Source organism: Streptoverticillium reticulum (assembly GCF_047456005.1).
Lineage (GTDB): Bacteria > Actinomycetota > Actinomycetes > Streptomycetales > Streptomycetaceae > Streptomyces > Streptomyces reticulum.
In genome coordinates this window covers 7,362,621-7,384,119 of the sequence record NZ_CP179755.1, presented here as the reverse complement: position 1 = coordinate 7,384,119, position 21,499 = coordinate 7,362,621, and the positions used below count along the sequence as shown (strand labels likewise).

Sequence of the window (21,499 nt, the reverse complement as noted above, 5' to 3'; positions counted from 1 at the left end):
TCGACGGGGCGTGCCGATCGACGCCCCACGCAGAGCAGATGCCTGCCCGGCCGCGCCCGGCGTCCGCGCGCCGCACGCCTCCAGTCGCCCCATTGGAGCAGCGAAGGGGGAGATCCCGGTGGCGGCGGCGGGGCCGTTGGTGTTGGATGCCCCGCCGCCGGCCTCAGACTCCGGCCGTCCGGCGGGCCGGCCGCAGGTAGCCGGCCCAGGTGACGGCGAGGCAGAGCAGGTAGAGGGCGAGGAAGGCCGCGTAGGCCGCCTCTCCGGTTCCGCTGTCCAGGAACGCCTGGCGGAAGGCGACGTTGACGATCACTCCGCCGAACGCGCCGACCGCGCCCGCGATGCCCATCAGGGCGCTCGCGTGCCGGTGGGACCGTTCCTCCGCGGCCCGCGTGTCCGTTCCCGCAGCGGCCCGGCGGCGCACCTCGGCGCGGAAGATGCCGGGGATCATCTTGTACGTCGAGCCGTTCCCGAGGCCGCTGAGGACGAAGAGCAGCACGAAGCCCGTCAGGAACAGCGGCAGGGAGTGGTGCTGCGAGGCCGCCAGGACGAGCAGGGTGCCGGCGGCCATGGCGGCGAAGGCCCAGAAGGTGACCCGGGCCCCTCCCCACCGGTCCGCCAGCCAGCCGCCGACGGGCCGCGCGAGCGAGCCCAGCAGGGGTCCGAGGAAGGTCAGCGAGGCGGCCCGCACCGGGGTCGGGAAGGCGTCGGGGAACTGCACCAGCAGGACTTGCCCGAAGGCGAAGCCGAAGCCGATGAACGAGCCGAAGGTGCCGATGTAGAGGAGGGAGACCAGCCAGGTGTGCGGGTTGCGGGTCACTTCGCGCAGCGGGCGCCCGGCGGGCCGCACATGGGCCAGGTCGTCCATGCGCAGGTACGCCGCCACGGCCGCGGCCGCGATGAGCGGGATGTAGAGGAGCGGGAGGATGCGGGGGTGTGCGGCGCCCGCGGTCGCCAGGACGGCGAGTCCGAGCAGCTGGACGGCGGGGACGCCGAGGTTGCCGCCGCCCGCGTTGATGCCGAGGACGCGGCCCTTGAGGCGCTGCGGGTAGAAGGAGTTGATGTTGGCCATGGAGGAGGCGAAGTTCCCGCCGCCGACCCCGGCGACGGCCGCGACGGCGAGGAGCGTGGTGTAGGAGACGCCGGGGTGCAGGACCCAGGCGGTCAGCGCGGTGGGGACGAGCAGGACGAGCGCGCTGACGACGGTCCAGGTGCGGCCGCCGAGGACGGCCACCGCGACGGTGTAGGGCAGCCGCAGCGCCGAGCCCGCCAGGGTCGGCACGGCGGTGAGGAGGAATTTGCCGGCCGGGTCGATGCCGTACTCGGGCCCGAGGAAGAGGACCAGCACCGACCACAGGCTCCACACGGAGAAGCCGATGTGCTCGCAGAGCACCGAGTGCACCAGGTTGCGCCGGGCGGTGCGGGCTCCGGTGGTCTCCCAGAAGACCGGGTCCTCCGGCCGCCAGTCCGTGATGCGGTGCGGCCGCGGTGCGGGAGCCTCGGTGATGCGCACCGGCCAGACGGGCAGCGCGGCCGGGGCGGCGCCGGTGGCGCCGTCCTCGTCCAGGCAGGCCCCCGAGCGCAGGTCGAAGGCCTGCTTGTACATGGGCGAGGCGACCACCGGCACGCCGGCCCGGCTGCCGAGGATGCCCCGGGAGATGACGTGGGCCCCGCTGAACGGGTCCTGGTTGCCGACCGCGTAGAGCTCGCCCGCGCGGTCGCGGAAGAGCGCCACCTGGTGGCCGTCGACGAGCACGGTCACCCCGCGCCCGGGCTGCAGTTCGTCGTAGCCGCACACGGTCCGCCAGCCGGCGCCCGCGTCGATCTCGACCGTCCGTGTGCTCATCGCGCCGCCACCTCCGCCGCCGTGGCGGGGCGGATCTGCCCGCGCTCGGGCACGAAGCGCACGGTGGGATCGGGCGTTCCCGGTGCGTTGGCGAACGAGACGAAGCGGCGCAGCCGTTCGGGGTCGTCGAGGGTGGCCCGCCACTCGTCCTCGTAGGTCTCGACGTGGCGGTCCATGAGGGCGTCCAGTTCGGCGCAGATGCCGAGCGAGTCGTCCATGACGACGGCCCGCAGGTGGTCCAGCCCGCCCTCCAGCCGTTCCAGCCAGGGGGCGGTGCGCTCCAGGCGGTCGGCGGTGCGGATGTAGAACATCAGGAACCGGTCGATGGTGCGGAGCAGGGTGGCGCGGTCGAGGCCGGCGGCGAGCAGGTCGGCGTGGCGCGGTGTGGTGCCGCCGTTGCCGCCGACGTAGAGGTTCCAGCCCTGGGCGGTGGCGATCACGCCGAAGTCCTTGCTCTGCGCCTCGGCGCATTCGCGGGCGCAGCCGGAGACGGCGGCCTTGAGCTTGTGCGGGGCGCGCAGGCCGCGGTAGCGCAGCTCCAGTTCGATGGCCAGGCCGACCGAGTCCTGCACGCCGTAGCGGCACCAGGTCTGCCCGACACAGGACTTGACGGTCCGCAGGGCCTTTCCGTAGGCGTGGCCGGACTCGAAGCCGGCGTCCACGAGGCGGCGCCAGATCTGCGGGAGCTGGTCGACGGTGGCGCCGAACAGGTCGATCCGCTGCCCGCCGGTGATCTTGCTGTAGAGCCCGAAGTCCCGGGCGATCTCGCCGATCGTGATGAGCCCGGCGGCGGTGATCTCGCCGCCGGGGACCCGCGGCACCACCGAATAGGAGCCGTTGCGCTGGAGGTTGGCGAGGAAGTGGTCGTTGGTGTCCTGCAGCGCTGCCTGCTCGCCGTCCAGCACGTGGCCGTTGCCGAGGGAGGCGAGGATCGAGGCGACGACGGGCTTGCAGACGTCGCAGCCCTCGCCCCGGCCGTGCTCGTCGATCAGGCGCGAGAAGGTGGTGATGCCCTTGACGCGGACGATCTCGTACAGTTCGGCCCGCGTGCGGTCGAAGTGCTCGCACAGCCCCCGTGGCCGGGACGCCTGCGGGCCGAGTGCCTCGCCGACGATGCGCTCCAGCGCCTTCGTGCAGGAACCGCAGCCGGTGCCGGCGTTGGTGAGCCGCTTCACCGACGGGACGTCCGTGCAGCCGTCGTCCGTGACGGCGGAACACAGGGTGCCCTTGGTGACGTTGTGGCAGGAGCAGATCACCGCCTCGTCCGGCAGGGACGCCCGGCCCGCCGCGGCCGGCCCGGCGGATGTGGGCAGCACGAGCTGTTCCGGCGGGATGGTGAGCGGGTTGCCGGTGGCGGCGAGCGGGCGCAGCAGGTCGTAGGAGTCGGCGTCGCCGACGAGGACGCCGCCGACGAGCCGGCCCTCCGGGTCGATGCACAGCTTCTTGTAGACGCCTTCGCGGCTGTTGGAGTAGAGCACTTCGAGGACGCCGTCGCCGGTGCCGTGCGGGTCGCCGAAGGCGGCGACCTCGACGCCGAGGAGTTTGAGCCGGGTGGAGGTGTCGGCCCCGGTGAAGCTGCCCCGGCCGCCGGTGAGTTCGGCGGCAGCGGCCTCGGCCATGGCGTAGCCGGGGGCGACGAGCCCGTACACGCGCCCGTCGGCGGCCCGGGCGCACTCGCCGATGGCGAGGATGTGCGGGTCGGCGGTGCGGCAGGCGGCGTCCACGACGATGCCGCCGCGTTCGCCGACGGGCAGCCCGCAGTCGCGGGCCAGCTGGTCACGGGGGCGTACGCCTGCGGCGAAGACGACGAGTTGGGCGTCGAGGGAATCGCCGTCGGACAGCACCATCCGGCCGGCGGAGCCGTCGGGGCCCGCCTCGACGGCCTCCCCCGTGGTGCCGGTGCGGACGGTCACGCCCATGTTCTCGATCTCGCGGCGGAGCGCGGCGCCGCCGCCCTCGTCGACCTGGACGGCCATCAACCGGGGCGCGCATTCGACGACATGGGTGGTCAGGCCCATGGCCAGCATGGCTCCGGCCGCCTCCAGGCCGAGCAGCCCGCCGCCGACGACGATGCCCGTGGTGACCCCGGGGTGCTCCGCCCGGGCGCGGATGGCCTCCAGGTCCTCCAGGGTGCGGTAGACGAAGCAGCCGGGGAGGTCGTGCCCGGGGACGGGCGGCACGAAGGGGGCGGAGCCGGTGGCCAGGACGAGGGTGTCGTAGGCGACGGTCCGCCCCGAGCGGGTGGTGACGGTGCGGCGGTCGCGGTCGACGGCGGTGGCGGGGTCGCCCAGGTGCAGCTCGATGCCGTGCGCAGCGGCGAAGTCCGCGGGCCACAGGGAGAGTTCCTCGACCGTGGTGCCGGAGAACCACGAGGTGAGGTGCACCCGGTCGTAGGCGGGCCGGGGCTCCTCGGCGAGCACGGTGACGCGGTGGCCGAGCGGGCCGCGGTCGGTGAGCGCCTGGAGGAAGCGCTGGCCGACCATGCCGTGGCCGACGAGCACGAGGCGGGGGCGGGGGTCGCTGGGGTCCCTCATGCGAGAACTCCTTCGGCGGGGGCGGCGGATGCGGCCCTGAGCAGGTACAGGGGGTCGGGCGGCAGCGGCTGCCCGTGCGCCACGGCGTCGGCGAGATCGCCGACGGTGGAGAGGTCTCCGACGAGCACCGCGCCGACGAGGCGGGAGTCGCGCAGGGCGAGGCTCCTGAAGGTGCCGCGGGTGGCGTCGGAGAGCCGGATGGTGTCCGTGTGCGGCCCGGGGGCCGCGATGTCGCCGAAGGCGGCGACCTGCAGAGGGCCGGCGGAGAGCCGGAGCCGGGCGGGCGAGCCGGGGTAACGGGCCTGCGGCCGGGCGCCGGAGAGCAGGGCGGCGAGGACGTCGGCCTGGTCCCAGGCGGGTTCGGCGCGGCCGTGGACGGTGCCGCGGTGCTCGGCGCAGTCGCCGATCGCGAACACCCCGGGTACGGAGGCGGCCAGGGTGTCGTCGACGACGACGCCGGTGCGCACGGCGAGTCCGGCGGCGCGGGCCAGGCCGGTGCGGGGCCGGGCCCCGCAGGCGAGGAGGACCGGCCGGTCCTCCGGCACGTTCATGGTGTGGATGCCGGTGAGGACGTCGACGCCCGCGGCTTCGAGGGTGCGGCGCACGACGGCCGCGGCCTGCGCATCGAGGTGACGCCCCATCAGGTGCGGTGCGCGGTGGACGAGCCGCACCGCGCACCCGAGGGAGGCCAGGGCCTGGGCGGCGGCGACGCCGAGGACTCCCCCGCCGAGCACGACGGCCCGCCCGGCGGCCCGCACGTCGCGGACGGTCCCGGCGCAGTCGTCCAGGGTGCGCAGCACGTGGACGCCCGGCCGGAGTGCCCGGCCGCCGGGGGCGAACAGGCCGCTCACGGGCGGCAGTACGGGTGCGGACCCGGTGGCCAGGACGAGGGTGTCGTAGGCGGCCGTCTCCCCGGTGGCGGTGCGCAGCGTGCGGGCGGCCGGGTCGAGCGCGACGACGTCGGTGCCCGTGCGGACGACGGCCCCGCCGGCGGGCAGTGCCAGCGTGTCCGGCGCGTACCGTCCGGTGAGGACGCCGGCGAGCAGGGCGCGGTTGTAGGGGGCGTGGGGCTCCTGCCCGTAGAGCGTGATCTCCAGGTCCGCGTCCGGGGCGTGGAAGTGCAGTTGCCGGGCGAGGCGGGCGGCGGCCATGCCGGCGCCGACGACGGCGATGCGGCGGGCGGTCAAGAGGCCTTCTCCACGCGCACCGCGCACACCTTGAACTCGGGCATCCGCGACACCGGGTCGAGCGCCGGGTTGGTCAGGGTGTTCGCGCGCCCCTCGCCGGGCCAGTGGAAGGGCATGAACACGGTGTCGGCCCGGATCGCGGCCGTCAGCCGGGCCGGTGCCGTGACGCGGCCGCGCCTGCTGACGACGGTCAGCCCGTCGCCGTCGGTGACACCGAGGCGGGCCGCGAGGCGGGGGTGCAGTTCGACGAACGGGCCGGGCGCTGCCTCCGCGAGGGCCGGGGTGCGGCGGGTCTGGGCGCCGCTCTGGTACTGGGCGAGCACCCGGCCCGTGGTGAGCCGGAGCGGATAGTCGGCGTCGGGCTCCTCGGCGGCGGGCCGGTGCGAGACGTCGGCGAAGCGGGCCCGGCCGTCGGGGGTGGCGAAGCGGTCGAGGAACAGGCGCCGGGTGCCCGGGTGTTCGGGCTCCCCGGGGCCGCTCGCGGGGCACGGCCAGAAGACGCCGTCCTCGGCCGCGATCCGTTCGTAGGTGATGCCGGAGTAGTCGGCCTGGCCCCCGGCGGAGGCCGCCCGGAGCTCCTCGAAGACCTCCTGCGGATCGGCGGGGAAGCCCTGGGCCACGCCGAGCCGTTCGGCGAGTCCGCGCAGGATCTCCAGGTCGGTGCGGACGTCCGGGGGCGGGGCCAGGGCGGCCCGGCGCAGGATCACCCGGCCCTCCAGGTTCGTCATGGTCCCGTCCTCCTCGGCCCATTGGGCGGAGGGCAGGACGACATCGGCGAGCTCGGCGGTCTCGGAGAGCACCACGTCGCAGACGACCAGGCGGTCCAGGGCCCGCAGGCGCTCGGTGACGTGCTGCGCGTGCGGCGCGGAGACGACGGGGTTGGAGCCCATGAGCAGCAGCGCCCGGGCCCCGCCCGGGGTGCCGAGGGTGTCCAGGAGTTCGTAGGCGCTGCACCCGGGACCGGGCAGGTCGGCGGGGTCCACGCCCCACACCGCGGCGACGTGGGCGCGGGCCGCCGGGTCGGTGATCGAGCGGTAGCCGGGCAACTGGTCGGCCTTCTGCCCGTGTTCGCGGCCGCCCTGGCCGTTGCCCTGCCCGGTCAGACAGCCGTACCCGGCGGCGGGGCGGCCGGCGCGGCCGGTGGCCAGGCAGAGGTTGATCCATGCGCCGACGGTGTCGACGCCCTTGCTGTGCTGTTCGCCGCCGCGGGCGGTGAGCACCATGCCGGTGCGGTCCGGTGTGCCGCAGAACAGCTCGACGGCGCGGCGCATCCGGTCCACGGGCACGCCGGTGAGGTGTTCGACGCGCTCGGGCCAGTGCGCCATGGCCGCGGCGCGTGCCGCCTCGTACCCGGTGGTGCGGGCGGCCACGAACTCCTCGTCGACGAGCCCCTCGGCGACGACGAGGTGCAACAGGCCGAGGGCCAGCGCGAGATCGGTGCCGGGGGCGGGCTGCAGGTGCAGGTCGGCGAGGGCGGCGGTGCGGGTGCGGCGGGGGTCGACGGCGATCACCGTGCCGCCGGCCTCCTGCAGTTCGCGCAGGTAGCGCACCGCGGGCGGCATGGTGTCTGCCAGGTTGCTGCCGACGAGCACGACGCACCCCGCGCGGGGGATGTCCTCCAGCGGGAACGGCAGGCCCCGGTCGAGCCCGAAGGCGGCGCGCTGCGCGGCGGCCGCGGAGGACATGCAGAACCGCCCGTTGTAGTCGATGGTGGCGGTGCGCAGGGCGACGCGTGCGAACTTGCCCAGCAGATAGGCCTTTTCGTTGGTGAGCCCGCCGCCGCCGAACACGCCCACCGCGTCGGGCCCGTACCGGCGCGCGGCGGCGACGAACCCCTCGGCCGCGCGGTCGAGCGCCTCCGGCCAGCCCGCTGCGCGCAGTTGCCCGGTGTGCGCGTCACGGACCAGCGGCGCGGTGAGGCGGGCGTGGGCGGCCAGGACCGCGGGGGCGCTGCGGCCCTTGCCGCACAGCGCGCCCCGGTTGACGGGGAAGTCCGGGCGTTCCTCGACCTCCACGGGAGCGGGCGCCTCTGCGGACGGCCGCAGGCGCATGCCGCACTGGAGGGAGCAGTACGGGCAGTGCGTGTCGGCCGTCCCCGACGGCGGAGTGGTCATGCCGAGAAGCGTCACGGGTCCGTGTTCCGGCGGCAAGACCCCGGTGTTACCCCGTCCGTACAGTTCACGCACCCGTGCCGGGGGCCGGTGTGCGCGGCGCGACACATGCCCGTAGGAAAACGTCCATCGAACTAACGGTCGCGTGACACTGCCGCAACGACGGGTTAACGCCGTTCCGCGACCCTCGCTCCATGACCGCCAGCACGACCCCGGGACCTCTGACGGGCTTCACCGTGGGTGTCACGGCGGACCGCCGCCGCGACGAACTCACGGCACTCCTGCGACGCCGCGGCGCCTCCGTCGTCACCGCACCCGCCCTGCGCATCGTGCCGCTCGCCGACGACCGGCTGCTGCACCGCGCCACCGAGGCCTGCCTGGCGGACGGCGGCCCGGACTTCGTCGTGGCCACGACGGGCGTGGGCTGGCGCAGCTGGATGAGCGCCGCCGAGGACTGGGGCCTGGGCGCGGCCCTCGTCGGGGCGTGCCGGGAGGCCGTCGTCGTCAGCCGGGGCCCGAAGGCGGCGGGCGCGCTGCGGGCGTGCGGCCTGCGGGAGAGCCACGCCCCCGACTCCGAGGCCCTGGACGACGTCCTGGCCTGGCTGCTGCAGCACGACCTGCAGGGGAAGCGCGTCGTCGTGCAGGAACACGGCGCTCCGCTGGAGGAGTTCAGCGCTGCACTGCGCGGGCGGGGCGCCTCGGTCGTCGCGGCGCCCGTCTACCGGTGGGGCCCTCCCGAGGACCCCGAGGCCCTGCGCCGCCTCGCCGAACAGACCGCCCGCCGCGAGATCCATGCCCTGCCCTTCACCAGCGCCCCCGCCATCGAGGCGTTCCTGTCCGCGGCCGAACGCGCCGACGTGCTGAACGCGTTGCGCGGCGACGTGCTGCCGGTGTGCATCGGCGCGATCTGCGCCCGCCCGCTGCTGGCGGCGGGCGTGCCGTGCGTGTGGCCGGAGCGGGGCCGGCTCGGTGCACTGGTGCGGACACTCGTGCGCGAGCTGACCGGGCGCTTCCGACGCGAACTGGCCACCCCCGAAGGGAACTTGGTGCTGCAGGGCAGCGCGGTGCTCGCGGACGGCACGGCCCTGCAGCTGCCCCCGCTGCCCGCCGCGGTGCTGCGCGCCCTCGCGGAGCGTCCCGGCACGGTGCTCAGCCGCGCGGACCTGCTGCGCCGCGTGTGGACGGGCCCGCAGGCGCGCCCCCTGCCGGACGAGCACGCGGTCGAGGCGGCGGTGGCGCGGCTGCGCTCGGCGCTCGGGCCGCACGGCCACCTGGTCCGTACCGTGACGAAGCGCGGCTACCGGCTGGCGGTCGCGCCGTGATGCCGCTGCTGGCCGTGGTGCACGGCACGCAGGACCCGCAGGGCACGGCCACGACGGCCGAACTGCTGCGGCGGGTCGCCCGGTTGCGCCCGGACGTGCCGGTCCGCCTGGCGTCCGTGGACACCGTGCGGGAGGCCCTGGCGGGCCTCGGCGGTGACGTGGTGCTGGTCCCGCTGCTGCTGGGCGCGGGTTATCACGTCCGTACGGACATCCCGCGGGCCGTCGCGGCGGCCCCGTGGGCGCGGGTCCGGGTGTGCCCGCCGCTGGGCCCGCACCCCCTGCTGGCGGTCGCCCTGGAGGACCGCCTGGCGGAGGCGGGGGCGTCGTGCGGGGGCGCCTCCGCCGTCGTCCTCGCCGCCGCGGGCTCGACGGACCCGGCGGCGAACGCGGCCGCGCGGACGACGGCCCGGCTGCTCTCGATCCGCCTGGGCCGCCCGGTCGCCGCGGCCTTCCTGCACGGAGGAGCCACCGCTGCCCCCTCCCCTGCCGCGGCGGTGGCCTCCTTCCGGGCGGCGGGCCACGCCGGTGTCGCCGTGGCCCGCTACCTCCTCGCCCCGGGCTGGTTCGCCCGCCGCGCGGCGGACGCCGGGGGCTGTGCGACGTCGGCGCCGCTGGGTGCGCACGAGGCCGTCGCGCAGCTGGTGTGGGAGCGGTACGACGCGCAGGTGCGGGCTCAGCCCGCGGCGGGCAGGGTACGGGCGAGCCGCTCCGGCGCCCTCAGCTCCTCCGCCCCCGGGGGCACCGGCACGGCCGCGAAGATCGTGTCCTGCTGGTCCTGAAGTTCCTTCGCGCGCTCGGGCGTCGTGCTCGGCAGGCGCTGCTCCTCGTAGAGCTTGTGGGTCGCCTCCTGGGCCCACTTGCTCTGCGGCGTGTGGAACTGGACCTCGAAGGCGTGGCCCTCGAAGGGGTCGCGCCAGGCCGAGTTGACGGCCTTGTACCCCTGCTTCCGCCCCCAGGTGTCGGACCACTTCACGCTGTCGTTGCCCCAGCCCGCCAGCACACTGGAGGCGAGGGCGACACCGTGCACGTACCGGCCGTCCGGCCACTGCAGGGTGTAGCGGACCGAGTCGTTGATCCTCGCGAGGGCCTGGTCGGCGGTCTGGCCCGGGGTCTCCTTCAGAGAGGTGGCGACCTTCCGCTTGAGGGAGTCCGGTGACTTCAGACGGTGGTCGAAGCCGACCACGGTGGCGTCGCTGAGGCGGGCCGCGGCCTGGACCATGGGGCTGATGCCGCGCTCGGCCCGCCGGGCGTGGTCGAGGAAGGCGTCGACCTTCTGGTTGTCGTCCGCGTTCAGGGACAGGCCGTCGCCCTGCCAGCCCCCGTCGCCCTCCGCCGTGCGCAGGGGCGCGGCCTTGGCCGGCTTCTCGACGGGGGCCGCCGCGGCGCCGGTGACCGGGCCGAGGCCCAGGGCGGCGGTGAGGAGGGCGGCTGTGGTGATGCGGTTGATCTGCATCCGGCAGATCCAACCGGAACCGCTCGTTACGGCGGGCCCGTACGCGCCCCGCAAACGTTCTTTGACTTGAACGCAGCGCTACGGGGCGCAATACCGTCTGTCCGGAGAGACACTGTTCCGAGGAGACGGCATGGGCATACGCCACAGGACCCCGCAGTCGCTGCTTCCCTCCCTGCTGGTCGAGGAGCGGGCCAGGCCCGCACGGATACGCGAGCGGCCCGGGGCCTGGCGGCTGGCCGTGGCCACGGTGTGCTTCGGGGCGTTCATGGGGCAGCTGGACGCGAGCATCGTGACGCTGACGTACGGCGCCCTGCGCAGCGAGTTCCGCATCTCGCTCGCCGCCGTCGAGTGGGTCTCGCTCGCCTATCTGCTGACGCTGGTGGCGCTGCTGGTGCCGGTGGGCAGGCTGGCGGACGCGCACGGCCGCAAGCTGTTCTATCTGTACGGCTTCGCGGTGTTCACCGTGGCCTCGGCCGCCTGCGGGCTGGCCGGTTCGCTCACCGCGCTCGTCAGCTTCCGCGTCGCGCAGGCGGCCGGCGCGGCCATGATGCAGGCCAACAGCGTGGCCCTGGTGACCACCAGCGCACCGCGCGAGAAGCTGCGGAGCGCGCTCGGCGTGCAGGCCGCTGCGCAGGCGCTCGGCCTGGCGCTCGGTCCGACGGTGGGCGGTGCGCTGGTGAGCGCGTTCGGATGGCGGTGGGTGTTCGCCGTGAACGTGCCGGTCGGGATCCTCTCGCTGATCGCGGGCCACTACCTGCTGCCGCGCACGCGCAGCCGCACCGCGGCGGCCGGATTCGACTGGCCCGGCCTGGCGCTGCTGGCCACCGCGACGACGTGCCTGCTGCTGGGGGTGTCGGCCGCCTCGGGCCTGCCGTTCCCCGCCTGGGCCGTGGCCGCACTGTTCGCCGCGGCCGCCGCGGCGGGCTGGGGCTTCGCCGTGCGGCAACTCCGGGCGGCCAGGCCCCTGGTGGACCCCGCGCTGCTGCGGCAACGCGAGATCGCGACGGGTCTGGCCGGGGCGCTGTGCAGCTACCTGGTGCTCTTCGGCCCGCTGGTGCTCGTCCCGGTCGTGCTGACCGCCCGGGGCGCCTCCGAGCTCACCGCGGGGCTGGTGCTCACGGCCCTGCCCGTCGGCTTCGCGCTCGGCGCCACCGGCGCGGACCGGGTCCTGCCGGCCACGACGGCCGACCGGGGGCGGTGCCTGCTGGGCGGGGTGATCTGCGCGGGGACGCTGGCCGTGATGGCCGCCGTGCCGCCCACGGCCGCGGCGCTGGCCCCGCTGCTGGTCGTACTGGGGCTGGGGCTCGGGACGTTCACCCCCGCCAACAACGCGATCGTCATGGCGGCGATACCGGCCCGCTCGTCCGGAACCGGCGGCGGGCTGGTCAACATGGCCCGGGGGCTGGGGACGGCCCTGGGCATCGCGCTCGTCACGCTCGCCCTCCACCTCGGCGGCAGCGAGACGCCGGGCAACGACGGCCCGCGGTGGGCCGTCGTTGCCTTGCTGCTGGTGTCCCTGCTCGCGCTCGCAGCGGCTTGGCTCGGCGCCAGGCGCTCCGCGGGAGGGGCGGTGCGTCGACTGCGGGCTCGTCGTGGCTGATCGCGCCCACGCGGCGAAGCCGCATATATATCGGCCCCGCGCCCCTTCGGGGCGCTGAGATCAGCGCTCGCCGCGCAGCTGCTCCATCTCCCGCCGGTCGCGCTTCGTCGGCCGTCCCGTGCCCCGGTCCCGCTGGCCGGGCGCCGCGACGAACTCGCGCGGGGGCGGGGGCGGGCTGTTGTCCACGTAGCAGTCGACGGCGACGGGCGCGCCGACCCGCTTCCGCACGATCTTCGAGATGACGGCGATGCGCTCGCGCCCCTCGTGCCGCAGCCGCACCTCGTCGCCCACCCGCACCGGCTGGGCGGGCTTGGCGCGTTCGCCGTTGATCCGGACGTGGCCCGCGCGGCAGGCCGTGGCGGCCATGGAGCGCGTCTTGACGAGACGCACGGACCAGATCCAGACGTCGGCCCGCACCGTCCCCTCGTCTGCTGTACTCATGCCCGCACTGTAGGCCACACCGCCGACAGGAAGCCGCGGGCGCCTCTGCGGACACCTGTTCCCGCTGCAGCACGGCTGGTCAGCTCAGGCGCGTGCCCCTACCGTCGGACCGTGTCCCTGCCGCCCGCGCCACCCCCCGCCGGGGAGCTGCACCGGCCGGACCCGGTCGTGCTGGGCGGCGGCGCCCACGGCACGGAGCTGGGTGCGGCCTTCCACCCGTATCTGCGCGACTGCATGGGCCTGGTCTGCCCGTTCGCGTCCCAGGCGCTGCTGGCCGGTGCGGTGCACTACGCGGAGCTGCGGGTGACCGGCCGTACGGCGCTGCGGGCCGTGGCGCGGGCGCTGGCCGGATATCTGGCCTGGTTCGACGGGGCCTCGCGGCGGGAGCGGGACGAACAGCCCGGGCTGGTGGTGGCGTTCCCGGGGCCGGCGGGGCCGGTGCTGCCGCTCATCGCCGCGGCGCACGAGGTGGTGCGGCCGGCGGTGTACGCGAGGGGCTGCACGTCCTCCCTGCTGCACTCGGCCGAGGCCCCCTGCGCCGTGCCCGCCCCGTTCTGCGTGCTGCGCCGGATCGTTCCGGCGGATCTGCTGCTGTCGATGCGGGTGTCGCGCATGTTCCCCGTGTACTACCGGCTGTACGCGGCGGAGGCCCGGCGCACCCGGCTGCTGACGGCCGACATCTCCGAGCGGTGGAACCGGGCGTGCCGGGAGCACGGCCTGGCGCCCTGACAACAGGCCGCGGGCGCTTGTGTGTTGACTTCTCGGCCGCCCCGTGCCACTGATGACGTGTTCACATCAGACCCCCCGGCTCTTCGTTCCGGCGGCGACCCCGCCGCGGACGGAAGGGAGCACGGCGATGAACACGACTCCGAGAACACACCGCAGGCGGACGGCGGTCGGCGCGGCCCTGGTGACGGTGCTGGCGGGCGCGGGCCTCGGCCTGGGCGCGCCGCAGGCCACGGCCGCCGACCCCGTCTCCGTCGGCTACACCTGTACCGGCCCGGGCGCGCCCAGCGGCGTCCAGTCCCTGCAGGTCACCATGACGGCTCCGGCGAGCGTCCCGCAGGGCGGCAACGCCGACCTCTCCATCAGCGTCGTCACGCAGCTGACGGTGCCCATCGACGTTGCCGCGGGCAGCGTGACGGGCGAGATGACCGTCAACCTCGGCGGCGCCGGATCCGGCAGCGTGACCGCCACCGGCTTCACCAACCCCGATGCCATACCGAGCGGTTCGACCGCCACCCTGACCGGTGGCACCGCCACCGCCCAGCTCACCACCGCGGGCACCACGACCTTCGCACCGGGCGACGCCGCGGTGCACGTCTTCGGCGTGACGGTCAACTGCACGGTCTCCGGCGACGCCCCGGTCGCCGCGCAGACGGACGTCACCCCCTCATAGCGCACGCGTGAGGGCGGCGGCGCCGAAGGAGACGTCGAAGCGGTCGCACCAGATGCTGACGCTCCGGTACGCCTCCAGGTCCAGCCCGGCGGGCAACGGGTAGTTCTGGTCCCCCTTGTTGCCCTTGAGCCTGCCGAGCTCGGTGTGGGCGCCGTCGTCGAACACGAACCAGCCGGCCCGGCCCTCCCGCACCGGAGCGTCGGTGATCAGCACCCGCAGGTCCGGGCCGTTGCTGGTGTCGAGGTTCTCCAGCCGGAGCGTCCGGCTGCCGTCGGGCAGTTCCAGGATGCGCACGGTGCCGCGGGTCGCGTGCTCGTGACTGATGAACTCGCCGGTCGCCAGCGTGCGGACCCCCTGTTCGCGGGCGACGGGGGCGGCCTCGCGCACGGTCTCGTTCACCCACAGCTTCCACGGCTGGAACCAGACCGTGCCCACGGCGACCGCCACGAGCCCGCCCACCAGCAGCCCGATGCCGACCCGCCCGGTCAGTACCCGTCGTATGCGTCCCATTGCGGCCTCCTGCAGCCGTCCGTCTCCGATGTCACTCGGGAAACGGCTCGCAGGGCCTCCCGTGCTCCGGGAATCCGATGACGGAAGTCTTACGGCGGACGTCCTACGGCAGGGTGAGGATGCGGGGCCCCTCCTCGGTGATGGCGACCGTGTGCTCGACGTGCGCGGCGCGCGAACCGTCGGCGCTGCGGAGCGTCCAGCCGTCGGGGTCGACGACGTAGTCGTCCCGGCCGCCCGCCATCAGCATCGGCTCGACGGCCAGGACCAGGCCGGGGCGCAGCGGGTAACCGCGCCCGGGGCGGCCGGTGTTGGGAACGTGCGGCTCCTCGTGCATCCGGCGGCCGATGCCGTGGCCGCCCATGTCCGCGGGCATCCCGCAGCGGGCGGCGCGGGCGACCGTGCCGACGGCGTGCGCGATGTCGCCGACGCGGCCGCCGGCGACCGCCGCGGCTATGCCCGCCTCCAGCGCCCGCTCCGTGGTGCGGATCAGCTCCAGGTCTGCCGGGTCCGCGGTGCCGACGACGAAGCTCACCGCGGCGTCGCCGCACCAGCCGTCGAGCTCCGCGCCGCAGTCGATGCTGACCAGGTCGCCGTCGCGCAGCCGGTAGCCGTCCGGGATGCCGTGCACCACGGCGTCGTTGACCGAGGCGCAGATGACGGCGGGGAACGGGGTGGGGGCGAAGGCCGGCCGGTAGCCGAGGAAGGGCGAGCGCGCCCCGGCCTCGCCCAGCACGGCCCGGGCGGCCTCGTCCAGTTCCCGCAGGCCCACCCCCACGGCGGCCGCCTCCCGCACGGCGGCCAGCGCGTTCGCCACCACGCGGCCAGCCTCCCGCATCGCCGCCAGGGCCGCTTCCGACTTGATCTCCACCATGCTGCTGCTCCGATCCGAACCAATTCTTATACCGGTTGGCGCCAAGCGGTATTAATATCACGGTCATGGTGAGAACTCCTCTGACCCCCTGGGAACGGCAGCGCGGCGAGCAGCTCGGCTCGCTGCTGCGGGAGGCGCGCGGGGCGCGCAGCATGGTGGAGGTCGCGGCGGCGGCCGGCCTCTCGGCGGAGACCCTGCGCAAGATCGAGACGGGCCGGGCGCCGACACCGGCGTTCTTCACGGTGGCGGCCGTCGCCACGGTGCTGGGGCTGTCCCTGGACCGGGTGGCCGCGGCCTGCGTCGAGGGGCTGGAGGAGGAGGTGCGGCTCGCGGGGTAGACGCAGCGCCCCGTAAGGGGCGCGGGGAACTGCGCGACAAGCCCCCACCGGCCCGCAGCCGACGCACAACCCAGAGGGCCGGGGCGAAGCCCCGAGAGAACCCGGAGCCATGGAAGAGCCGCCCATATCGGCCGATCGGACGACACCGGCAACCCCCTCCCGTCCGTACCGTGGGCACGGAGGAGGTGTTCCCCATGTCCCACACCGCCGCAGCCATCCGGCTCCTGGCCCGGAACCCCGAGCGCGGCGTCACGGTCCACCGGCTGATGGCGTACCTCGGGCTGCCCGCCGACTCCGTCCGGGCCCTGCTCCGTGACCTCCGGTCCGAAGGACTGGTGCGCGACGACCCGGACGGCGAGGCCTGTCTGCCCGCCGGCCCCCTGGCCCCGGCGGAGCCGCCCCTGGCTCCGCCCGACTGCAACGACCTGCGCGCATCCGCCATGAACTGGGCCGACGCCCTCGCCGCCCGCAGCGGCATGAGCGTCTGCCTGGCCGTGCCCCACCCGGTCGGAGTGCAGATCGTGCACCACGTCTTCCGTCCCGACAACACCCCGCAGCAGCTGCTGACCGGCGGCATCCGCCCCGCCACCAGTGCCATGGCCCGGGCCGTCGCCGCCCCGCACGACCGGCGCTGCGTCTACGCGGCCGACACCGGCCGCCCCGACGACGCCTCGCTCGCGACCGCGATCCCGTGCACGGCCTCGTACGCCGTGGCCCTGGGCCTCACCGGCCCGCGCCGCCGCCTCGATCCGTCCTCCGGCGGATCCGCCCGCTACGCGGAGCTGCTGCTCGACACGGCCGACGCCATCACCGACGCGCTCAAGGGGCGGCCGGCCTGCGGAACGCACGCCGGTACGCCTGCGGGCTCGTACCGACGAGGCGCTTGAACCGGTCCCGGAAGGCCGTCGGGGACCCGGAGCCCGTCTGGGCGGCGATGCGCTCTACGGAGTGCGCGGTGGTCTCCAGCAGGTACTGCGCCTGCTGGATGCGGACCCGGTGCAGCCACTGCAGCGGCGTGGTGCCCGTCTGTTCGCGGAAGCGGCGGTTGAGGGTACGGGCACTGGTGCCGGCGTGCGCGGCGATGCCGGCCAGTGTCAGGTCACGGCCGGCGTTGTCCCGCATCCAGCGCAGCAGCGGCTCCAGGGTGGTGCCGTCGGGGGCGGGCGGCGCATGGGCGATGAACTGCGCCTGCCCGCCGTCGCGTTCGAGCGGCATCACACTGAGCCGCGCGGCGTCGGCGGCCACCGCCGAACCGTGGTCGCGCCGCACCATGTGGAGGCAGAGGTCGAGCCCGGCGGCCGCCCCGGCCGAGGTGAGGATCGCGCCGTTGTCGACGTAGAGCACGTCCGGGTCGACGTCGATGCGCGGGTACAGGGCCGCGAGGAACGGTGCCGCGCTGGGGGAGGTAGCTGGGACGGGCGGGCCCTGACCGCCGTCCGGACGCTGCACCGGATCTGCCGGGTCCATGCCGTCGTCGGCGTCGCCGTGCCGGTCTTCGGGTTCGCCACCGCGAAGAACATGCAGGTGCTGGGCGACACCTGGCTGATCGTCTCCATGACGCTGACGGCGGTGGCGGCCGTCGTCCTGGGGGCGCTGGTGCTGCCGGGGCAGGGCGCCGTGGTGGCCCGGCTGGAGAGCGGCGCCGCGCCGCTCTCCGTGCAGCCGTCCCGACTCGCCCTGTACGCCGGGCTGTTCAACCTGCTGTGGGCCGCCGTCACCGTCCTGATGATCGTCCGGCCCGGTTCCACGACGGGCGTCCGACCGGGCACGTGGCCAGGCGTCCGAACGGCCGTCCCCGGCAGGGCCGTCACCCCCGGCGGAAGCGGTCGCGGTAGGCGGCCGGCGACACCCCTGTCTCCCGGGAGAACGCCCGGCGCATCGTCTCGACCGTGCCGAAGCCGCACCGCTCCGCGATCACGTCGACGCCGTCCACCGACCGCTCCAGCATGGACCGCGCGGCCGCCACCCGGGCCCGTTCCACGTAGGCCCCGGGGCTGGTGCCCACGGCCTGGCTGAACAGCCGGCTGAAGTGGCGGCGGCTCATGCCCAGCCGGGCGGCCATCGCGGGGACGGACAGGTCGCCCGACGGGTCGGAGTCGATGCCCAGGACGAGGTCCCGCAGGGCTCCGGACCGCAGCAGCTCGCCGCGGGTCCGGCTGCCGAACTGGGACTGGCCGCCGGGGCGCTGCATGAAGACCACCAGGAACTTGGCGACCGAACAAGCCAGTTCGGCGCCGTGGTCGTCCTCCACGAGCGCGAGGGCGAGGTCGATGCCCGCGGTGACGCCCGCGGAGGTGGCCAGCGCCCCGTCCCGGACGAAGAAGGCGTCGGGCTCCACGGCCACCGCCGGGTAGGAGGCGGCCAGTTCGGCGCAGAAGGCCCAGTGCGTCGTGGCGCGGCGCCCGTCGAGCAGCCCCGCCGCGGCCAGCACGAAGGCACCCGTGCACACCGAACCGGTACGCCGGGCACCCGTCGAGAGCCGCTGCACGTGCCGCAGCAGATCGGTGTCCGCGACCGCGTCGGCGTACCCCCAGCCCCCGGCCACCATCAGGGTGTCCGGGGGCTTGCGCACCTTCATCAGGTCGGCGGAGACGGCCAGATCGAGGCCGGCGGAGGTGCGGACGGCCCTTCCTCCCACCGAGGCCAGCCGCATCCGGTATCCGGCGCCGGCCGCCCGCGCGGCCCGGTCGAAGACGTCCAAGGGCCCTGCGACGTCCAGCATTTGCACGCCGTCGTAGACGACGAGCAGGACGTCGTGTGCGTCGCGCGTCATCACCCTGCCGCTCACGTCGGCCATCGTGGGTCAGCCGCCGGTCCGGCCGCAGCCGAAGAGGCACCTATACACCTTTATGGAGTAATGTCCGCGCTTGCGCGGGAACGGGCGGACCCTAGGGCCCGTGCCGACCCACCGGACAGGCCCTAGGGTGGGCAGCAGCCATGAAACCGGACACGTACCGCGGCGGGGTGGCCGAGGCGCCGCCGCTCCCCCTCCCGGCCCGCACGCTCGTCGCGGCGGCCTACGCGCTGCTGGCCACCGGCGTGGTGACGGACATCGCCAGCAATCCCCGGTCGACCATCTCCCCCGCGCTCGCCACCGCCCCGGTGCTCGCCGGGATCGGCACCCGGCGCGCCCGGGTCCCCCTGGCGGCCGGGGCCGTGGCCATGCTGATCGTCGCCTGGCTCGCCAAGGCCGACCCGGGCGTGCCGTTCGCCGTCCACCTGACCTCCGGGGTCACGGTGCTGGCCATCACCTGCATCAGCACCGCCAACGTCGTGCTCGTCGCGACACGGGAGCGCGAGCTGCTGCAGTCGCGGTCGGTGGCCGAGGCCGCGCAGCTCGCGCTGCTGCGCCCGGTCCCGGAGCGGACGGGCCGGCTGCGGGTGGCGGTGCGCTATCTGGCGGCCGCGGCGGACGCCCGGGTGGGCGGGGACCTGTACGAGGTGCTGGCGACCCCGTTCGGCACCCGGCTGATCGTCGGCGACGTCCGGGGCAAGGGGCTCGCGGCCGTCGAGACGGCGTCCGACGTGCTGGGCTCGTTCCGCGAGGCGGCGCAGGTCGAGCCGGATCTCGCGGTGGTGGCGCAGCGCCTGGACGCCACGGTGCAGCGGCGCGGCGCGGGCGAGGAGTTCGTGACGGCGGCCCTGGTGGGGGTCGCGGATTCCGGGAACCTCGCGGAGCTGGTCGACTGTGGGCACCTGCCCCCGCTGTTGCTGCACGCGGGGACGGTGACGCCGGTCGAGCCGGCGCTGCCCGAATCCGATCCCCCGCTGGGCCTGTGCGACCTGACCGGGAGCGAGTACCACCGCCGCGAGTTCACCCTCGTCCACGGCGCCACCCTGCTGCTGTACACGGACGGGGCGACGGAGGCGAGGGACACGACCGGCCGTTTCTACCCGCTGGAGGAGCGGGTGGCCGGGATGCCGGAGTCGTCCCCGGAGGGCCTGCTGGACCGGCTGGTGGCGGATCTTCTCGCCTGGTCGGGAGGCGAGCCGTCCGACGACGCGGCCTTGTTGGCGTGCCGGGCCCCGTAGGGGGGCGCGCCGCCGTAGTGCAGATGCGCCCCGTAGGGGCGCGGGGAACTGCGCGAGCAACCACGACGCACCCGCAGGCGAAGTACTCCCCCGGCTATCGCTGGGGGTACCCCCAGGTGCTGCGCCCCGGACCCCTGGGGCAGTGCGTCGACTGCGGGCCGGTGGGGGCTTGTCGCGCAGTTCCCCGCGCCCCTTACGGGGCGCAATCCACCCGCACCGGCGGCAACCTCCCGTCGACAAGGAACCCGTCGACCGCACGGTCGGTGCATTCCGACCCCCCGCCATACGCCGCATGCCCCGTCCCCTCCCGGACGACCAGCACCGAACCGCCAAGGTTCTTCTGCACAGCCTTCGCGTTGTCCAGCGGCGTCGCCGGGTCCACGGTGAAGGAGACGAGCACCACAGCAGGCGCCCCCGGCGCCGTCACCGGCTCGGCCCGTCCCGTCGGGGCGATGGGCCAGGCCGCGCAGTGGAACATGGCCGCGGCCACGGTGGCGCCGAACAGCGGTGACGCCTTGTCGAACTCCCCCACGTACGACAGCAGTTGGGAGGCGGAGCGCGGCCCCGGGCGGTCGAGGCAGTCGACGGCGTTGCGGGGCATGGTGGGGTCGTCCGCGGGCACGTCCACCGGCGGAGCCCCCGGCCTGCGGACGCCCGCGGCGGGGATCTGCTCGGCCGCCAGGCCGATGAGCGCGCCGGGCCGGCCGGCCATCGCGTCGGCCAGCGCCAGGGTGAGGTCCGGCCACTTCTCCGCCTGGTAGAGCGGGCCGCGGATGCCCTGCGCGGCGATGCCGGTGGTGAGCCTGCTGCCGTCGGGGCCGGGCAGCGGGGCCGCGTCCAGAGCCCGGACGAACTGCGTGGTCCTGGCGATGATCTCGTCGGCGGTGCGGCCCAGGGGGCACGCGTTCGCCGCGCAGGTGCGCGCATAGCTGGCGAAGCTGGCGTCGAGCGCCTTCATGTCGCCCCGGGCCACCGCGGTCTGGTCGGCGGCGGGGTCGACGACGCTGTCGAGGACGAAGCGGCCCACGTGGTCGGGGAAGAGCCGTGCGTAGTGCTGGCCGATGAAGGTGCCGTAGGAGACGCCGAGGTAGTTGAGGCGCTGCTCGTCGAGGGCGGCGCGCAGCAGGTCCATGTCACGGGCGACGCTGACGCTGTCCATGTGGCCCAGCAGGGCGCCGGTGACCCGGCGGCAGTCCTGGCCCTGTGCGGCCGCCGCCCGGAACTCCGCGTCCGCCTGCTGCGCGGTGCGCGGGATGAGATCACTGCCGTTGCCCTCGGGGCAGTGCAGCGGGGCGGAGCGGCCGATGCCGCGCGGATCGAAGGCGACCAGGTCGTAGCGGGCGGCCACGTCGGGGGTCGCCTCGAAGGCCCCGTCGGCGACGAGGGCGGCGCCGGGTTCGCCGGGGCCGCCCGGGTTGAACACCAGCGCGCCCAGGCGGCGTTCCGCGTCCCGGGCCCGGACGCGGGCCACCCGGATCCTGAGGGTGCTGCCCGCCGGGGCGGCGTAGTCGACGGGCACGGCGAGCCAGGTGCAGTCGGCGTCGGGGCGCAGGGTGAAGCCCGCCGGGCCCGCGTCCTGGGCGGTGCAGTCCCCCCAGTCCAGGCGCTGCCGGGCGAGGTGCGCGGGCAGCGGAGGCAGGCCGGACCCGGCGGCGCGGGCTGGCGCGCCCGAGGGGCCCGCCGACCGCGGTTCCGACCGTCCCGGGGTGCCGTCGGAGCTGCACCCTCCGGCCACGAGGGCGCCCGCGACGGCCATTGCCGTCACGGCGGTGCGCGACGCCCTGCGCGACCGGGTGCGTATGCAGGTCACCGTCCCAGTGCAGGGCGTGACGGGCGGCGGCGCAGCCGGGGAGGG

At 75.2% G+C, this 21,499-nt stretch carries 18 protein-coding genes and 2 pseudogenes; 9 read left to right on the top strand and 11 right to left on the bottom strand.

Going from position 1 to position 21,499, the window contains the following annotated elements:
* Nucleotides 1-163 precede the first annotated feature (163 nt).
* From nirD to ACMATS_RS33655, 4 genes are read right to left on the bottom strand one after another with little or no spacing between them, the layout of a single operon-like run.
* Nucleotides 164-1,846: a nitrite reductase small subunit NirD gene (gene nirD / locus ACMATS_RS33670; RefSeq protein WP_391153089.1), complete on the bottom strand. Its 1,683-nt coding sequence runs from the start codon at nt 1,844-1,846 to the stop codon at nt 164-166.
* Complete coding sequence (gene nirB, locus ACMATS_RS33665) at nt 1,843-4,380, bottom strand: nitrite reductase large subunit NirB (RefSeq protein WP_414170064.1); 2,538 nt, start codon at nt 4,378-4,380, stop codon at nt 1,843-1,845. Before nirB ends, nirD begins: the two co-directional genes overlap by 4 nt.
* Nucleotides 4,377-5,567: an NAD(P)/FAD-dependent oxidoreductase gene (locus ACMATS_RS33660; RefSeq protein WP_414170063.1), complete on the bottom strand. Its 1,191-nt coding sequence runs from the start codon at nt 5,565-5,567 to the stop codon at nt 4,377-4,379. The genes nirB and ACMATS_RS33660 overlap by 4 nt, the downstream gene beginning before the upstream one ends.
* Nucleotides 5,564-7,681 (bottom strand): molybdopterin oxidoreductase family protein, encoded by a 2,118-nt coding sequence (locus ACMATS_RS33655; RefSeq protein ID WP_414170062.1) that lies wholly within the window; start codon nt 7,679-7,681, stop codon nt 5,564-5,566. The genes ACMATS_RS33660 and ACMATS_RS33655 overlap by 4 nt, the downstream gene beginning before the upstream one ends.
* Nucleotides 7,682-7,872: 191 nt before the next feature.
* On the opposite strand from ACMATS_RS33655, the gene ACMATS_RS33650 reads away from it, so the two are divergent.
* Together ACMATS_RS33650 and ACMATS_RS33645 are read left to right on the top strand one after the other, a co-directional pair.
* A complete protein-coding gene (locus ACMATS_RS33650) occupies nt 7,873-9,000 on the top strand; it encodes a uroporphyrinogen-III synthase (RefSeq protein WP_414170061.1) in 1,128 nt (375 codons plus the stop codon).
* The gene (locus ACMATS_RS33645; protein WP_414170848.1) at nt 9,000-9,779 is read left to right on the top strand and encodes a sirohydrochlorin chelatase; all 780 of its coding nucleotides are present in this window, start codon (nt 9,000-9,002) and stop codon (nt 9,777-9,779) included. Before ACMATS_RS33650 ends, ACMATS_RS33645 begins: the two co-directional genes overlap by 1 nt.
* Here ACMATS_RS33645 and ACMATS_RS33640 read toward each other — a convergent pair.
* A complete protein-coding gene (locus tag ACMATS_RS33640; protein ID WP_414170060.1) occupies nt 9,674-10,453 on the bottom strand; it encodes an ATP nucleotide 3'-pyrophosphokinase in 780 nt (259 codons plus the stop codon). The genes ACMATS_RS33645 and ACMATS_RS33640 overlap by 106 nt on opposite strands.
* Nucleotides 10,454-10,583: 130 nt before the next feature.
* On the opposite strand from ACMATS_RS33640, the gene ACMATS_RS33635 reads away from it, so the two are divergent.
* Entirely contained in the window at nt 10,584-12,053 is a 1,470-nt protein-coding gene (locus ACMATS_RS33635) for an MFS transporter (protein WP_414170059.1), read from the top strand.
* A gap of 60 nt (nt 12,054-12,113) precedes the next feature.
* On the opposite strand, the gene ACMATS_RS33630 is transcribed toward ACMATS_RS33635, so the two are convergent.
* Nucleotides 12,114-12,494: an RNA-binding S4 domain-containing protein gene (locus tag ACMATS_RS33630; RefSeq protein WP_414170058.1), complete on the bottom strand. Its 381-nt coding sequence runs from the start codon at nt 12,492-12,494 to the stop codon at nt 12,114-12,116.
* Between the two features lie 111 nt (nt 12,495-12,605).
* Between ACMATS_RS33630 and ACMATS_RS33625 the strand changes: the two genes are divergently transcribed.
* Entirely contained in the window at nt 12,606-13,223 is a 618-nt protein-coding gene (locus tag ACMATS_RS33625; RefSeq protein WP_390775608.1) for a DUF6875 domain-containing protein, read from the top strand.
* Between the two features lie 127 nt (nt 13,224-13,350).
* Nucleotides 13,351-13,893: a hypothetical protein gene (locus ACMATS_RS33620; protein WP_414170057.1), complete on the top strand. Its 543-nt coding sequence runs from the start codon at nt 13,351-13,353 to the stop codon at nt 13,891-13,893.
* Here ACMATS_RS33620 and ACMATS_RS33615 read toward each other — a convergent pair.
* Nucleotides 13,888-14,403 carry a DM13 domain-containing protein gene (locus ACMATS_RS33615; protein ID WP_390775610.1) on the bottom strand — a complete coding sequence of 172 codons (516 nt, stop codon included), beginning with the start codon at nt 14,401-14,403 and terminating at the stop codon, nt 13,888-13,890. The genes ACMATS_RS33620 and ACMATS_RS33615 overlap by 6 nt on opposite strands.
* 103 nt (nt 14,404-14,506) lie before the next feature.
* Nucleotides 14,507-15,274, bottom strand: coding sequence for a type I methionyl aminopeptidase (gene map, locus ACMATS_RS33610; RefSeq protein WP_390775611.1), 768 nt, complete (start codon nt 15,272-15,274; stop codon nt 14,507-14,509).
* A 65-nt stretch (nt 15,275-15,339) separates the two neighbouring features.
* Between map and ACMATS_RS33605 the strand changes: the two genes are divergently transcribed.
* On the top strand, nt 15,340-15,612 hold the full coding sequence (locus ACMATS_RS33605; RefSeq protein ID WP_390775612.1) for a helix-turn-helix domain-containing protein: 273 nt from the start codon (nt 15,340-15,342) through the stop codon (nt 15,610-15,612).
* Between the two features lie 194 nt (nt 15,613-15,806).
* Nucleotides 15,807-16,499: a helix-turn-helix domain-containing protein gene (locus ACMATS_RS33600; protein WP_414170056.1), complete on the top strand. Its 693-nt coding sequence runs from the start codon at nt 15,807-15,809 to the stop codon at nt 16,497-16,499.
* On the opposite strand, the pseudogene ACMATS_RS33595 reads toward ACMATS_RS33600, so the two are convergent.
* Nucleotides 16,432-17,007, bottom strand: a pseudogene (locus tag ACMATS_RS33595) (GlxA family transcriptional regulator); the annotation flags it as partial. The gene ACMATS_RS33600 and the pseudogene ACMATS_RS33595 overlap by 68 nt on opposite strands.
* An 18-nt stretch (nt 17,008-17,025) precedes the next feature.
* Between ACMATS_RS33595 and ACMATS_RS33590 the strand changes: the two are divergent.
* Nucleotides 17,026-17,370 (top strand): annotated as a pseudogene (locus ACMATS_RS33590) (hypothetical protein); the annotation flags it as partial.
* 49 nt (nt 17,371-17,419) lie between these two features.
* On the opposite strand, the gene ACMATS_RS33585 reads toward ACMATS_RS33590, so the two are convergent.
* Nucleotides 17,420-18,385, bottom strand: a complete 966-nt coding sequence (locus tag ACMATS_RS33585; protein WP_414170847.1) for a GlxA family transcriptional regulator — start codon at nt 18,383-18,385, stop codon at nt 17,420-17,422.
* Between the two features lie 164 nt (nt 18,386-18,549).
* On the opposite strand from ACMATS_RS33585, the gene ACMATS_RS33580 reads away from it, so the two are divergent.
* The gene (locus ACMATS_RS33580) at nt 18,550-19,644 is read left to right on the top strand and encodes a PP2C family protein-serine/threonine phosphatase (RefSeq protein ID WP_414170055.1); all 1,095 of its coding nucleotides are present in this window, start codon (nt 18,550-18,552) and stop codon (nt 19,642-19,644) included.
* A 193-nt stretch (nt 19,645-19,837) separates the two neighbouring features.
* Here ACMATS_RS33580 and ACMATS_RS33575 read toward each other — a convergent pair whose 3' ends face one another.
* Nucleotides 19,838-21,454, bottom strand: coding sequence for an alpha/beta hydrolase (locus ACMATS_RS33575; protein WP_414170054.1), 1,617 nt, complete (start codon nt 21,452-21,454; stop codon nt 19,838-19,840).
* Between the last annotated feature and the right edge of the window lie 45 nt (nt 21,455-21,499).